Source organism: Rouxiella silvae, assembly GCF_002093625.1.
Taxonomy (GTDB): Bacteria; Pseudomonadota; Gammaproteobacteria; order Enterobacterales; family Enterobacteriaceae; genus Rouxiella; species Rouxiella silvae.
In genome coordinates this window covers 1-14,682 of the sequence record NZ_MRWD01000057.1, presented here as the reverse complement: position 1 = coordinate 14,682, position 14,682 = coordinate 1, and the positions used below count along the sequence as shown (strand labels likewise).

Sequence of the window (14,682 nt, the reverse complement as noted above, 5' to 3'; positions counted from 1 at the left end):
CTGTTCCGCATTAAGCCAATCTGCCTGATAACCCTTCTGCCGGAGCCGAAACCATGAAGCCCTCTTCTATAATGCCGGAAGGCGACGATCTTTACCGTACGGGCTATCAGGCGCGGGAAAATAATCCGCGTCTGACTCATCGCGATACGGTGCAACCGGCCCTGCTCGACCGACTGACCGACGACGAACCCGAAAAGCGCGAATTCAATCCGGCTAAAAACGTCATGACCCACAGTCAACTTCGCCGTCAGGTGCTGCGTGACCTGCAATGGCTGTTTAACTGCGTCAATAACGAGCAGCAGCATGACCTCGACGCCTTTGCCCAGGTTCGCTCATCGGTACTCAATTTTGGCGTCGCCCCGCTGGCGGGTAAACGTATGTCAGACATTGAATGGAACGATATTCAGAAGCGCCTGACGCAGGCCATCATCAACTTTGAACCTCGGATAATTGCCCGCGATTTGCAGGTGAAATGCATGACCGACCCGAAATCACTGGATACACACAACATTCTGTCGATTGAAATAAAAGGGAATTTATGGTGCGTGCCGTGGCCGTTGGAGTTTCTGTTTCGTACCGATATAGATTTGGAGATCGGTCGTTTTGAACTTAAGGATATCGGCTAATCATGAATCGCAAACTGCTTGAGTATTACAACCGCGAGCTGACCTACCTGCGCGAAATGGGGGCCGAGTTTGCCGAGCGAAATCCCAAGGTAGCGGGAAGATTAGGCATGCGCGGAATTGAGGTCGCTGACCCTTACGTTGAACGGTTGATGGAAGGCTTTGCCTTTTTGACCTCGCGCGTGCAGTTGAAAATGGACGCCGAGTTTCCACGATTTTCCCAGCGACTGCTGGAGATGATCTACCCCAATTATCTGGCACCTACGCCGTCGATGGCGATTATCGAACTTCAACCGGATAAAACCAAAGGTCATATCAACAGCGGTTTTACTCTGCCTCGCGGCACGATGATTGAAAATCAAACCATGAAGCGCCGAGGTATTACCTGCAAATATCAGACTGCGCACGACGTTACGCTGCTGCCGCTGAAAATTGACAGCGTAGAGCTGGGCGGCATTCCGGCCGACATTCCGCTGGCTTCATCAGAACTACAGAGCCGCGGTGCGGTCAGTGCACTGCGTATCCGACTGCACAGCGAGGGTGACGTTCCACTGAGCCGCATGGCGTTCGACAAGCTCGATTTTCACCTCAGCGGACCTGACGGACACGCGCTGGGCCTGCTTGAACTGCTGATGCAGCACAGTGTCGGTGTGGTTTGCCAAACGCCGTCACCCGAAGGGAATTATCAGCTGTTGCCCGATAATGCGCTGCGTCAGGAAGGGTTTGATCCTGCGCAGGCACTGTTGCCCGATGATTTACGCAATTTCAGCGGTTATCGGCTGCTGCAGGAGTATTTCGCCTTCCCTAGTCGTTTTATGTTTTTCAGTATTTCAGGCATGCGCTCGCTGATTGCCGCGAGCCGTGATAAACGGCAGTTTGATATCCTGATCCTGCTCGATAAGGCGCAGAGCGATTTAGAACGCGTGGTCGATAAAAGCCATTTAGCAATGTACTGCACGCCCGCGATTAACCTGTTTAGCCGCAGCGCCGAGCGTATTAATGTCAATGAACTCACCAACGAATACCATTTGGTGGTCGACAACGCCAGCCCGCTGGATTACGAGATTTACTCGGTTCAGAAGCTCTACGGCAGCGGGAAAGGCATGGAGAAAGAGCAAATATTCCGTCCTTTCTGGAACACATTTAGCGAAGATAACCGCAACTATGGCGCCTATTTCTCGGCACGTCGCGAACAGCGCACCCTGTCAGAAAACGCACGTAATTACGGCACGCGCACCGGTTATATCGGCTCTGAGGTATTTATCTCACTGATTGACGAGCAGCAGTCGCCGTGGTCTCCGGACTTGAAATACCTGATGGCCGACGTGCTTTGTACCAATCGCGACCTGCCGCTGATTTTAATGCAGCAGGGACAGGATGACTTCACCCTGCCCACCTCAGCTCCCGTGCGTAAAGTGGCGATGCGCAAAGGCCCGACCGCTCCACGTCCGGCGATGGCCGAGGGTGCGATTTCTTGGAAACTTATCAGCCAGCTCCAGCTGGACTACCTCAGCCTGATGGACGTTGATGCCGCACAGGGCGCCGCCGCGCTGCGCCAACAGCTCGGCCTCTATGCCAACCTCGCCGAAGCGGCCATTGGTAAACAAATTGACGGCATCCGTCACTGCAAACTCGAGTCGGTTTATCGCCGCGTTCCCGAACCGGGGCCAATCGTTTTTGCGCGCGGTGTGGCCATTAATTTGATCGTCGATGAACAATCTTTTTCCGGTATGAGCCCCTGGCTGCTGGGCAGCGTGCTCGAAAAGCTGTTCTCCCGCATGGTGTCGATTAATGCCTTCACTGAAATGACCCTCAGTGGCCTGCAAAAAGGTGAGATAGGCTACTGGCCGCCACGCATGGGCAAAAGGGCTTTGATATGAGCGAAACCGACATTGAAAAACAAACCCTACCTGATACGGCACGATTTCGGGTGATTGGCCGCTTGTCTAAGGATTTCTGGCAGGCGCTGATGGCTTCCCCTTACCACCACGATCTGTTCCAACTGCTGCGTCGCCTTGATGCGCAGGCGGGGCAGCGTTATTTACTGGGTCAGGCACCGCATCCGCAATATGAACCCGTGCGCATCGGGCAGGCTCCTTCGCTGGCTTTTGCGCCCTCAACGGTTGCCAGCGTCAAGCGCCGTGAAGCGTCGCCGCTGCACGATATCTCAATCTACAGCTTTGGCCTGTTCGGGCCCAACGGCCCGCTGCCGCTGCACCTGACCGAATATGCCCAGCAGCGCGTCAGCCAGTATGGCGACAACGGCATGACGCGATTTTTGGATATTTTTCACCACCGGTTAACGCTGCTTTTCTATCGAGCCTGGGCCGATGCGCAGCCTACGGTGTCCCTCGACCGCGAGGACAATCGGCGTTTCAATCACTATCTGGCCAGCCTGACGGGTCGAGGATTACCGGCACAGCAAAACCGCGACAGCGTTAGTGAACACGCGCCTTTCGCCCTCGCCGGGCATCTGACGCGTCAGCGCCATGATCCTGAAGGACTGGAAAAAATTCTCGCGTTTTATTTCAAGGTCGCGGTCAGGATAGTCGCCAACGTGCCGCAGTGGATGCACGTCGGCAACAAAGAGCAGGCACAGCTGCGCGCCGGACGTGCAATGCCCCGACTGGGTGAGAGCATGTTTTTAGGCGTGGCGGTGCGCGACGTTCAGCACAAGTTTCGCATTGAGCTAGGCCCGTTGCGGCTCGATAGCTATGAGCAATTTCTGCCTGACCGCCCCTTGGCAAAGCAGATTCGCGACTGGGTTCGACAATACCTCGGCATAGAATATGTCTGGGAACTGCGGCTTATTATGCGACATCAGGATGTCGCGGGCGTGCGCATCGGTAAGGGTCAGCGGCTGGGTTACAGCAGTTGGCTGGGCGAACAGCCGCAACCGTTTGATCGCGGCGAATTAGTGTTTAGTACTGAATCTCATTAAGGAAAATCATGTCTGAAATCAGTCGTTCCGCCTTGTTTAACAAGCTCAATGCGTCGCTGTTTTCCACGCTTGAGAGTGCCGCCGCCTTCTGTAAGCTTCGCGGTAACCCCTATGTGGAGTTGGCACACTGGCTGCATCAGATGATGCAGCAGCCAAACGGAGATTTGCAGGCCGTTGTTCGTCATTTTGACTTTGACGAGGCGTCGCTGGCGCGCGATATTACCGCTGCACTCGACCGCCTGCCGCGCGGGGCGAGCGCCATTTCTGATATTTCAGAACACATCGATAACGCCGTTGAGCGCGCATGGGTTTACTGCTCGCTAAAATTTTCTTCCGATCAAATTCGCGGCGGCATGCTGCTGCTGGGCATCATAAAAACCTTCAGCCTGCGCAGCGTATTAACCTCGATTTCTTCCCAATTCGACCGCCTGAGTGCCGACGAACTGCTCAGCCAGTTCGAGCTTATTTTTGCCCGCAGTGATGAATCAATGCTGACGCCAACCACTGTTCACGCCGAGACGTCGAAAGCAGAAATCGGATCGGGAAAAACGCTGGAAAAATATGGTCAAGACCTGACTCGCGCTGCCCGCGAAGGGAAAATTGATCCCGTGGCTGGACGCGATGAAGAGATCCGTCAGATTATCGATATTTTGATGCGCCGTCGGCAAAATAACCCGCTGCTGACCGGTGAGGCGGGAGTGGGGAAAACGGCGGTCGCTGAAGGGTTAGCCCTTAAAATAGCCTCCGCTGAAGTCCCGCCCGCCCTGCGCGACGTGCAGCTATGGCTGCTGGACATCGGCATGCTGCAAGCGGGTGCAGGCATGAAAGGTGAGTTTGAGGCACGCCTCCAGGCCGTGATTAATGAAGTTCAGTCTAGCCCAACGCCGGTAGTGCTGTTTATCGACGAGATCCACCAGCTCATTGGCGCCGGCGGTCAGCAGGGTACCGGCGATGCCGCTAACCTGCTAAAACCAGCACTGGCGCGCGGCCAACTGCGCACAGTGGGAGCAACGACCTGGGCCGAATATAAAAAATATATTGAAAAAGACCCAGCATTGACCCGTCGTTTCCAAGTGATTCAAGTGGCGGAGCCGAGTGAAGAGAAAGCGCGGCTGATGCTGCGCAATATTGCCGCGTCACTTGAGAGTCATCATAAGGTGCTGCTGCTCGATGAAGCGGTTGAAGCCGCCGTGCGCCTGTCGCATCGCTACATTCCTGCCCGTCAACTGCCGGATAAGGCCGTGGCGCTCCTTGATACCGCCTGTGCACGCGTGGCCGTGAGTCAACACAATCCGCCTGCGCAGCTAGAAGATTGTCGCCATCGCATCGCGGCACTGAACATTGAACAAGATATCGTCGCGCGTGAAATTCGCCTCGGTTTGGCTGAAACCACGCGTGCGGACTCAATCAGCAAGCTACTGGATGAGCAGCAGCAGTTACAAGAAACGCTTGACGCCCGCTGGCAGCGAGAGTTGGACCTGACCCGGCAAATCAGTCAAAAACGCCTGCTGCTTGGCGAAGCGCAAACAGAGGAAGCCGAGGCGCTGCGTGAAGACCTGCGCGAAATACAGCATGAGCTGCTGGGATTGCAGGGTGAATCACCGCTGATTTATCCGGCGGTTGATGCCAGCGTGGTGGCCGCAGTGGTCTCTGACTGGACTGGCATTCCGCTAGGGCGAATGGTTAAGAATGAAATCAATGCCGTATTGCAACTCGCCGATACGCTGAACAAGCGCGTGGTCGGCCAGCAGCATGCACTCGATGCCATCGCGCGGCGCATTCGCACGTCGCGGGCGCAGCTTGATGACCCCAACAAGCCGGTGGGCGTATTTATGCTGTGTGGGCCGTCGGGTGTGGGTAAAACGGAAAGTGCGCTTGCGCTGGCCGAAAGTCTGTACGGCGGTGAACAAAACGTTATTACCATTAACATGAGTGAATTTCAGGAGGCGCATACCGTATCAACATTAAAAGGCGCACCTCCGGGCTATGTCGGCTACGGTGAAGGCGGCGTGCTGACCGAAGCTGTTCGCCGTCGGCCCTACAGCGTTGTCCTGCTCGACGAGATAGAGAAAGCACACCCCGACGTCCACGAAATCTTTTTCCAGGTATTTGATAAAGGCTGGATGGAGGACGGCGAAGGACGGCGCATTGATTTTCGCAATACGGTGATTATTCTCACCTCGAACGTGGGCACTGAGCTGATTCAGAACACCTGTGCTAACCCTGATTTACTGCCTCAGCCCGAAGCGCTGGTGAATTTGCTGCGCAAGCCATTACTGGAAATTTTCCCCGCCGCACTGCTCGGACGGCTGTTAATCGTGCCTTATTATCCGCTGAGCGATGAGATGCTGGCGAGTATCGTTACTTTGCAGTTGGCACGCATTCAACGCCGCCTGCTCGAAAACCACGGTATTACTGCGCATTTCACACCGTCGGTAGCAGAACAGGTTGTTCGCCGCTGTACGGAAAATGAGTCGGGTGGACGCATGGTGGATGCGATCCTCACGCAAACGCTGCTGCCACAAATCAGCCAGCTGCTGCTTTCCGCTACCGGTACAAATCAGCGTTATCAGCAGCTTGAAGTCAGTTATCAACAAAATGATTTTCAATACCAGTTTACCGCCTAAGACCTGTATCACGGAGTTAACTCATGTCGGGACTTCATAATAATCAAACGACACTGGCGGCCCTGCCGGTCGGATATCAATTTAACGAATTTGAAATCAAAGAGGTGATCGGCGGCGGTGGCTTCGGCATTGTTTATCGGGTGTGGGACAGCCAGCTCGAGCGCATGGTTGCCATAAAGGAGTACATGCCGGGTTCAATGGCGGTGCGTAACGAGGACATGACCCTGGGCCTGCGCAGCGAGCGTTTTTCAAAAATTTTCCACGCCGGACTCAACAGCTTTATTCAGGAAGCTAGGCTGTTGGCCAACTTCAATCATCCCTGCCTGCTGCACGTACTACGATTTTGGCAGAACAACGGCACGGCCTACATGGCGACCCTGCTTTACAGCGGCCAAACACTTAAGCTGCTACAGCAAAAAGAACCACAGACGATTGATGAGGATTTTATTCGCCAACTGCTGCCGCCGCTGTTCAGTGCGTTAAAAACGTTGCACAACGCAGGCTACCTTCATCGCGATATCTCCTTGGATAATATCCAGATTCAGGAAAACGCATTGCCCGTTCTACTGGACTTCGGCTCAGCGCGTAAGGAGATTGGCAACCTGTCGGATGAAACGGAAATCATGCTCAAGCCCGGCTATGCGCCGATTGAACAATATACTGACGACGGCGATGGTGAACAGGGACCCTGGACGGATATCTACGCGCTGGGCGCGGTACTGTATACGCTGATTGTGGGCGAGGCGCCGCCGGTCAGCGTGGTGCGCAGCATCGAAGATACCCTGCTGCCGCTGGCCGACCTTCAGCTTGACGGCTATTCACCTAACCTGCTGTCGGCAATCGATAAGGCTCTGGCATTAGCCCCTGCCGACCGGCCGCAGTCGGTAGATGAATTAGCAAATTTAATGACGCTGCCGATTGCTACCGCGCGAGACGTGCTCGATACGCTGCACCCTACCGCCGCTGACTCGTTGCCGCTTGCCCCCGTCGTTACACACGCTGACCCCATGCAAACACTGGCGGCCAATTCTGCAATAAATCCCGCAGAATCCTCCCCAGGCAAACCGAGGTCAGGTATTCACTGGAAATTAGCAGCCCCCGTGGGGGCATTAACGGTGATTTTAATTGCCACACTGCTGTGGCATCGTGGTGCATCCGATGAAAACTCGCCGCCTCAACAGGAAGTCGCTCAGGTCTCAAACGCCCAGCCTGTTGTTGAAACAGCCGCTGTTTCTAAGGCCCCAACAGCATCACCCACGCTATCGTCATCACAAATTCAATCACCTGCTGCATCGCCGGCAGCCTCAACAACGGCATTACCCCCCCCTGCGGTGGCGATAGCCAATGTCTATTTGAAATTAAACGCCGACGACGCGTTGACGCTGGACGGCAACAAGCAGAACGCTTCGCGCGGTGAAAATGGGCAAGTAAAACTCGTACTTACCGCCGGTGAACATAAATTGATCGTTGAACGGCAAGGCAAACAGTATCCTCAGAGTTTGACCATCGATAAGCCCGGAACCTGGTTTCTTGCCAGTATCCAATAACAACATCACACCGATCCTTTCTGGAATCTAGCCCCTAGAGAAACGTTGTTTTTATCTTAAAACAATTAGGGCAAGCTGATTACACAATGCGCGTTAACGTGTATGGTCAAGGGATGGACGCTGAAAGTCACACGGAGAATGAGCGGATTTGGGCGGCGTTTAAAAGCAGAGTGCATAAGGAAATTAGCCCGATTCTGCCTCTGCTAAAACGGTTAAATCCTTAACGTAATGAAAATGATTAAAAAATATGCCCTTCCTTCTGCACATGATCAAGATTGAACTACGATTAATAGTGGATGCATATTTTTAAAACATAGGTTGCGTCCGTAACTGACTGAGGGTGCGCTGATGACGACAAAGACCCAGGAACACAAAACTGAAGACAAACGTTTAAGTGACGGACCAGACTGGACGTTTGAGTTACTCCAGGTTTATCTTGAAGAAATTGATCGGGTGGCTAAGAGCTATCGGCTTGAGACTTACCCACATCAAATCGAGATAATCACCTCAGAACAAATGATGGATGCCTATTCCAGCGTTGGCATGCCAATCAACTATGCCCACTGGTCTTTCGGTAAAAAGTTTATCGAAACCGAGCAGCGCTATAAGCACGGTCAACAGGGTCTGGCCTACGAGATTGTGATTAACTCCAATCCTTGTATCGCCTATCTGATGGAAGAGAACACCATGACCATGCAGGCGCTGGTGATGGCGCATGCCTGCTATGGACATAACTCGTTTTTCAAGAATAACTACCTGTTCCGCAGCTGGACTGATGCCAGCTCAATTGTGGATTACCTGATTTTTGCCCGCCGCTACATTAGTCAATGCGAAGAGCGCTACGGCGTAGAGGAAGTGGAACGCCTGCTCGACTCCTGCCACGCACTGATGAATTACGGTGTGGATCGCTATAAACGTCCGCAAAAAATTTCGCTTACCGAAGAAAAAGCCCGTCAGGAGAGCCGAGAAGCCTATCTGCAAAGTCAGGTGAACACCCTGTGGAAAACCTTGCCGCGCCGCGATAAAGAGGATGCACCAGAGCAGGTTCGACGATTCCCTTCAGAACCGCAGGAAAACTTGCTGTACTTTATGGAAAAAAATGCGCCACTTTTGGAACCTTGGCAGCGCGAAGTTCTGCGCATCGTGCGCAAAATAAGCCAATATTTTTATCCGCAAAAACAAACTCAGGTGATGAACGAAGGTTGGGCAACCTTCTGGCACTATACCATTCTTAACCATCTGTATGATGAGGGAAAAGTCAGCGACCGCTTCATTCTGGAGTTTTTGCATAGCCATACCAACGTGGTGTTCCAACCGCCCTACAACAGCCCGTATTACAGCGGTATAAACCCTTATGCGCTGGGGTTTGCCATGTTCCAGGATTTAAAACGCATTTGTGAGTCGCCTACTGAAGAGGATAAATATTGGTTCCCTGACATTGCCGGTTCTGACTGGCTCGATACGCTGCATTTTGCAATGCGTGACTTTAAAGACGAGAGCTTTATCAGCCAGTTTTTATCACCGAAAGTGATGCGTGATTTCCGTTTATTCACCGTGCTGGACGACGATCATAATAATTATCTCGAGATTTCATCGATTCACAATGAAGAAGGCTATCGAGCGATACGCCAGGAGCTTTCGGCACAGTACAATCTCAGCAACCACGAGCCGAATATTCAGGTGTGGAACGTCGATTTACGCGGTGACCGCTCGCTGACGCTGCGTTACATCCCCCAAGACCGCGCGCCGCTCGACAAGAGCCGTCGCGAAGTGATGAAACACATTCATCGCCTGTGGGGATTTGACGTTTATATGGAGCAGCTTAACGAAGATGGAAGCGTCGAAATGCTCGACCGCTGCCCGCCCCGCCCTTCGGCTCTTTAACCCGTCTTGCTATCATTAAAAAAGGGCGCATTCGCGCCCTTTTCCTTTTGCCTCATTCCCTAATGCGTCGGTTAGCGACGCTGATCAGTAAGGTCTTTCGGCATACTCACCTGCATACTGTGCCAGATTGCGCCGCTGTCTCTACCATAACCACGAACACAGTCGACTATTTGGTCATACTGTTTTTCTTCACAAATAGAAGACAGTTTCAGATAGAAGGCCAGCGCCCGTTTGCGCGCTTCAGGGTTGGAGAAATAATAACGTCCAACTCGGGTATACAATCCACGTAGGCCATTGATAATCAGACCATAAATAGGATTTCCCGACGCAAAGGCCAAACCGCGATAAATACCATAATCGAGTTCGGTATAGGCCTCGGAGGTGTCTGCCGTGATTGAAGCCTTGGCCAACACTTTTTGTGTTTCTTCCGGGTTGGAGCGCATCGCCTTGCGGATAAATATAGTGGCAATATTGGTACGCACCGACAGCAGATTTTCAATAAGCTGCGGAACGCTCTCGTGATCGAGACGCGCAAGGGTTTCTAAAATACTGAGGCCCGACGTTTCCCAAAAGTTGTTCACTTTTGTTGGTTTACCGTGCTGAATGGTTAACCAACCGTCACGCGCCAAACGCTGCAAAACCTCACGCAGCGTAGTTCGGGTGACGCCGATCAGTTCGGAAAGCTCTCTTTCCGCGGGCAGAATCGATCCTGGTGGAAATCGACTATTCCAAATACTTTCAATAATATATTCTTCGGCAAAACCGGCTGGACTTTGTGCCTTGATAACCATATTTTTGGCTTTCCGTTACAGCCTCTATAAGCTGCTTTTTCTGAAGTTATAATTCGTCTCATCATACCAGATGAAAATCTTAGGTTATAGCGCCCCTTGAGTACTTATGTTGAAAATGTGCATGAGTTTGCAAATATTTGTATTTTAAATTAATGAGATACATTTGAACTATTTCAAGGATGTTTAAGCGTTGTTGACGGTATGGAATAGAGAGTAGAAAGGGTCACAAAGTACCGAATTAAGGTGCTTTTTTTTTATGAAATTTCCTTTTATCCGCTGGCAGACAGGTTGATTTGGTTTACACTGCCTGTCGATGACTTACTGCATGGAAAATAAACCTATGTTGCAATATCTTAACCGCTGCTCGCAGGGCCGCGGTGCTTGGCTCTTGATGGCATTGACCGCTTTTGTCCTCGAGATGGTTGCGCTCTATTTTCAACACGTTATGTTATTAAAACCCTGTGTAATGTGTATTTATGAACGCTGCGCGCTGTTCGGCATCATGGGGGCGGGTCTTGTTGGGGCTATTGCGCCTGCAACCTGGTTACGCTACGGCGCCATGGTTATCTGGATTTACAGCGCCTGGGAGGGTATTCGCCTCGCATGGGAACACACCATGATCCAGCTGCACCCTTCTCCGTTTGCGACCTGCGATTTTGCCGCACGTTTCCCAAGCTGGTTACCGCTGGATAAATGGCTGCCAAGCGTATTTGTTGCGACCGGTGACTGCGCAGAAAGAAGCTGGACTCTGTTTACTCTGAGTATGCCTCAATGGCTAGTCGGGGTCTTCGGGTTCTTCATGCTGATTGCCGTATTAGTCGTCATCGCACAATTTATAAAAACTAAACGCCGCGACCTGTTCGGCCGCTAGTTTCTAAGCTTACACGGCAAAAGGCTTCTCAAACGAGAGGCCTTTTTTATTTTGTCACCGTAGTGTCTAACTTCGCCCGACATAACGCTCCAGATGATTCACCAGCGCATCAAATGTTACTCTACATCGAGGGCTATTACGGAGATCTTCATGCATGGTCACCCAGACTGGAAGAGCAAAAGTAAAAGCATCAGGCAGTACCGGCACCAGATCGTGTGCCAGTTGGCGTTGGCAAAAACCATGAATAACCCTGGCAAGTCAGGGATTGGCCATCAGTGGTGCTACCTGCCGGATATGGCGGCTACTGAAATGACTTTGCTGGCACGTCGTGAATCTTTTGCACCGTTTGCGTCGTTCCCTATGGCGGGACATTGGGATGCTAGCGGAACGCAGAGGGTTGAGTCGGTGCAACGGGTGACGGGAAACCGCGGGCCAAAACCGGCAATTACGAATTTTCCGTGGTGGAGGGTCTACCTACTGTCACCGGTAATGCCAACAATGCGCGAGTTATTGGAAATGCGATACTTGTGGCAACAACCTGTTCAGCTCGATAATAGTCGACTGATAGACGCGCTGGGCCATGAACCACACACCCCGCTTGACGAAGCGGTTAAAACGACCTTAGTGGACCTCAAGTGTCTCTAGAAATTAAAGCGCTGCAAAAGTGACACAATTTTTCCTTACTATTCCCTTATAAAATACTTACGGTTTACTGATGCTGGCTCATCATACAGAACGTTTCCAACGCTACCGAACTCTGTTCAATTTTATAAATGTTTTGTGTCGAGGAGTCAGGATGATAGCCAGAAAATTGCTGTATATGACGTGTTTTTCACTGACTGGCGCCGCCACTGCCGCCTGGGGGGATACCAATAGTCCACCTCTGCAGAGTTTAACGGTGGGGATAGGCAGCGAAAATGCCCCTCGCTATAGCGGGTCCGACAAGCGGCATTGGCAAGTCATGCCGGTCGTTCAAGCGCGTGATAACGCCTTTTTCTTCGATTCATTAAAAGGACTCGGCTATGACCTGCAAAGCGATAACGGCCTTTATCTCGAGCATACCTTGGGCTACAGCTTTGGCCGTTCCGACCGAAACTCCGGGTGGCGTGATGGTTCTAATGAATTAAAAGGCATGGGGAATATCAGGGGGGCAATCAATACCGCTGTCGCCGTTGGCTGGATGGCGACACCTTGGCTGTCGTTTGAGGGAAAAGCAACCCTACCCCTGAGCGACTCGCAGGGCCTGCAGTATCAAACGTCAGCGACCTTGGTTCCCTTTCAGAATAATATCGACACCCTTGCTATTCAGGGAACGGCGTTGTTTGGTGACAGTCGCTATACCAATACCTTTTATGGCGTGAATCAGCAACAAAGCCTTCATTCAGGCTATGCCGCCTACCAAACGTCGGGCGGATTTTACGGATTTGACAATAATGTGAGCTGGAGTCATCAATTGACGCCACGCTGGAGCACTGCCGTCAGTGCTGATTACATCTGGTTAGGCGATCGCGCAAAAGACAGTCCGATAGTCTTTCGCTCCAATCAAACATTGGTGAGTCTGGCCGTACTGTACGGCTTCTGATTTTTCCGTTTTATTCTAAGGGCACAAACAGGAGAATGTATGTCTGGTAAACGTGTAAAGATTATGATCTGCGCTATGTTTTTAGCCATAAGTATCCCCGCGGTTTATGCAGGCGATGGCGGTAAGGGCGGAGCCGGTGGTAAGGGCGGCGCTAACGGTGGAAATGGCACCCCCGGCGTCAACGGTAGACCTGGTATGCCGGGCTGCCCTGGCGGCACTTCCCCCAGCCCTTCCGGAAAATTTTACTTGCCCAACAGCAAACAAGAGTGCAATCCAGCAAAGAACAGTGCGAAGAAACGACATAAAATTACGCAAAACAAAATACAGATGATTTAATCCCAGACATAATGCTAAGTGAAAAGTGCGAATAGATCAGATGCGTCTTTTTAAGCGTCGATATAATTAAACAAAATCAAATAACCCTTAGCAGAGACGCGATGTGTTAAAAGAAAATTTAAATGACCTCATGTCGTTTCTCGTAGTGGCGCGTGAAAGAAGCTTTACTAAAGCGGCAGGCAAGCTTGGGGTCTCTCAGTCAGCGCTGAGCCATGCGATGAATGGACTTGAGGCCAGGCTAAATTTACGACTGCTTACCCGTACCACCCGAAACGTTGCGCCGACGGAGGCCGGGGAGAAACTGATTGCCAGCCTTCAGCCACGGTTGGCGGATTTGGAATATGAACTTGAGGCAATCACTCGACTCAATGGTATAGCCGCAGGAAATATCCGCCTTTCTGCCGGTGAGCATGCAACAAGAGCCGTTCTTTGGCCAAAACTCAAACCCTTCCTCGCTCAGTACCCGCAGATAAACGTTGAGCTGATTATCGATAATGCCTTTACCGATATCGTGGACGGCCGTTTTGATGCAGGCGTGCGGCTAGGGGAAAGAGTACAGCAGGATATGATTGCGATAAAAATAGGCCCTGACTTTCGGATGATTGTTGTGGGGTCGCCCGAGTATTTCAAAACGAACCCTGTGCCGATTGTTCCGCAGGATTTACAGCAACATAAGTGCATCAACCTCAGTCTTCCTACGCTCGGCGGTATTTATGTCTGGGAGTTTGAGAAAGAGGGCGTTGAGCGCAAGGTCAAAGTATCTGGACAACTTACTTTCAACCATCTTCAAGAAAGAATTGACGCAGCGGAATCGGGCTTTGGATTAACCTGCGTTCCTGAAGATGTGGTTCAGGATCAGTTGCAATCGGGTTCACTTATTCAGGTTCTAGATGATTGGTGCCAGGAGTTTACGGGTTATCACCTTTACTATCCAAGTCGTAAACAGCATACCCATGTATTTTCATTACTTATTGAGGCAATGCGTCAAGGATAGACTAAAGATAGCGTCGATTTAAAGGATCAGCGTTTCATTTCTGGAATAGCTAATAATGAAGCGTGAAGTTAAGGTCAGTGCTTAAAAATATATTTTGTAACAAATACCACAGGTTTTGTGGGGGAAAATTACGCATTTTAAACAACACCAGCGCCCACAGAATGCTAGTGTAAACAATGCTATTATGTAGCATATGTGTGTAAAACTTGGATATTCCTTATGCCCACCTTTCGGTGGGTTTTTTTATGTCTCTTCTCCACCCTCACCTCTCGGCGATTCCAAAACAAAATAATTTTAAGATAAAGTTGATAGTAAATATTTAGCATTATTGGATACTTTCATTATTAAACATTGGAGGTAAACCATGAAAAATGCTTTTAAGATTTTTGCTGTTCTGGCAGTCATTGCCTCACTCAGCGGGTGCATATTCCCCGGCGACTACCATCACGATCGCGGCGGATATCACGGCGGCTATTACCATAATGG

General features: G+C 51.3%; 12 protein-coding genes. 11 read left to right on the top strand and 1 reads right to left on the bottom strand.

The features are described 5' to 3' along the window. The first annotated feature begins 53 nt into the window (after positions 1-53). From tssE to BS639_RS19805, 6 genes are all read left to right on the top strand, one after another. Positions 54-626, top strand: coding sequence for a type VI secretion system baseplate subunit TssE (tssE, locus tag BS639_RS19830; RefSeq protein WP_084984106.1), 573 nt, complete (start codon positions 54-56; stop codon positions 624-626). Positions 627-628: 2 nt separating this feature from the next. Next, positions 629-2,503 carry a type VI secretion system baseplate subunit TssF gene (gene tssF, locus BS639_RS19825; RefSeq protein ID WP_055771286.1) on the top strand — a complete coding sequence of 625 codons (1,875 nt, stop codon included), beginning with the start codon at positions 629-631 and terminating at the stop codon, positions 2,501-2,503. Further along, positions 2,500-3,564 (top strand): type VI secretion system baseplate subunit TssG, encoded by a 1,065-nt coding sequence (gene tssG / locus BS639_RS19820; protein WP_084984105.1) that lies wholly within the window; start codon positions 2,500-2,502, stop codon positions 3,562-3,564. The genes tssF and tssG overlap by 4 nt, the downstream gene beginning before the upstream one ends. An 8-nt stretch (positions 3,565-3,572) precedes the next feature. After that, on the top strand, positions 3,573-6,191 hold the full coding sequence (tssH, locus tag BS639_RS19815; protein WP_084984104.1) for a type VI secretion system ATPase TssH: 2,619 nt from the start codon (positions 3,573-3,575) through the stop codon (positions 6,189-6,191). A gap of 23 nt (positions 6,192-6,214) precedes the next feature. Next, on the top strand, positions 6,215-7,738 hold the full coding sequence (locus tag BS639_RS19810; RefSeq protein WP_084984103.1) for a serine/threonine protein kinase: 1,524 nt from the start codon (positions 6,215-6,217) through the stop codon (positions 7,736-7,738). 348 nt (positions 7,739-8,086) lie between these two features. After that, on the top strand, positions 8,087-9,622 hold the full coding sequence (locus tag BS639_RS19805; protein WP_055771275.1) for a SpoVR family protein: 1,536 nt from the start codon (positions 8,087-8,089) through the stop codon (positions 9,620-9,622). 71 nt (positions 9,623-9,693) lie between these two features. Here the strand turns inward: BS639_RS19805 and fadR are convergent, their stop codons facing one another. After that, positions 9,694-10,413 (bottom strand): fatty acid metabolism transcriptional regulator FadR, encoded by a 720-nt coding sequence (gene fadR, locus BS639_RS19800; protein ID WP_055771271.1) that lies wholly within the window; start codon positions 10,411-10,413, stop codon positions 9,694-9,696. Positions 10,414-10,753: 340 nt separating this feature from the next. Here fadR and dsbB point away from each other — a divergent pair, with 340 nt between their 5' ends. From dsbB to BS639_RS19775, 5 genes are all read left to right on the top strand, one after another. Continuing rightward, positions 10,754-11,284: a disulfide bond formation protein DsbB gene (gene dsbB / locus BS639_RS19795; protein WP_055771269.1), complete on the top strand. Its 531-nt coding sequence runs from the start codon at positions 10,754-10,756 to the stop codon at positions 11,282-11,284. Positions 11,285-11,434: 150 nt separating this feature from the next. After that, complete coding sequence (locus BS639_RS19790) at positions 11,435-11,929, top strand: Rossmann-fold NAD(P)-binding domain-containing protein (protein ID WP_158086943.1); 495 nt, start codon at positions 11,435-11,437, stop codon at positions 11,927-11,929. Positions 11,930-12,080: 151 nt separating this feature from the next. Continuing rightward, complete coding sequence (locus BS639_RS19785; protein WP_084984101.1) at positions 12,081-12,866, top strand: MipA/OmpV family protein; 786 nt, start codon at positions 12,081-12,083, stop codon at positions 12,864-12,866. A gap of 39 nt (positions 12,867-12,905) precedes the next feature. Continuing rightward, positions 12,906-13,202: a hypothetical protein gene (locus BS639_RS19780; protein WP_084984100.1), complete on the top strand. Its 297-nt coding sequence runs from the start codon at positions 12,906-12,908 to the stop codon at positions 13,200-13,202. 103 nt (positions 13,203-13,305) lie between these two features. Further along, positions 13,306-14,196 (top strand): LysR family transcriptional regulator, encoded by an 891-nt coding sequence (locus BS639_RS19775; protein WP_055771250.1) that lies wholly within the window; start codon positions 13,306-13,308, stop codon positions 14,194-14,196. Positions 14,197-14,682 lie beyond the last annotated feature (486 nt).

Excerpts from the sequence above, each read along its gene's own strand:
- tssE (WP_084984106.1), top strand. The coding sequence starts at position 54 with ATGAAGCCCTCTTCTATAATGCCGGAAGGCGACGATCTTTACCGTACG.
- tssF (WP_055771286.1), top strand. The coding sequence starts at position 629 with ATGAATCGCAAACTGCTTGAGTATTACAACCGCGAGCTGACCTACCTG.
- tssG (WP_084984105.1), top strand. The coding sequence starts at position 2,500 with ATGAGCGAAACCGACATTGAAAAACAAACCCTACCTGATACGGCACGA.
- tssH (WP_084984104.1), top strand. The coding sequence starts at position 3,573 with ATGTCTGAAATCAGTCGTTCCGCCTTGTTTAACAAGCTCAATGCGTCG.
- BS639_RS19810 (WP_084984103.1), top strand. The coding sequence starts at position 6,215 with ATGTCGGGACTTCATAATAATCAAACGACACTGGCGGCCCTGCCGGTC.
- BS639_RS19805 (WP_055771275.1), top strand. The coding sequence starts at position 8,087 with ATGACGACAAAGACCCAGGAACACAAAACTGAAGACAAACGTTTAAGT.
- fadR (WP_055771271.1), bottom strand. The coding sequence starts at position 10,413 with ATGGTTATCAAGGCACAAAGTCCAGCCGGTTTTGCCGAAGAATATATT.
- dsbB (WP_055771269.1), top strand. The coding sequence starts at position 10,754 with ATGTTGCAATATCTTAACCGCTGCTCGCAGGGCCGCGGTGCTTGGCTC.
- BS639_RS19790 (WP_158086943.1), top strand. The coding sequence starts at position 11,435 with ATGCATGGTCACCCAGACTGGAAGAGCAAAAGTAAAAGCATCAGGCAG.
- BS639_RS19785 (WP_084984101.1), top strand. The coding sequence starts at position 12,081 with ATGATAGCCAGAAAATTGCTGTATATGACGTGTTTTTCACTGACTGGC.
- BS639_RS19780 (WP_084984100.1), top strand. The coding sequence starts at position 12,906 with ATGTCTGGTAAACGTGTAAAGATTATGATCTGCGCTATGTTTTTAGCC.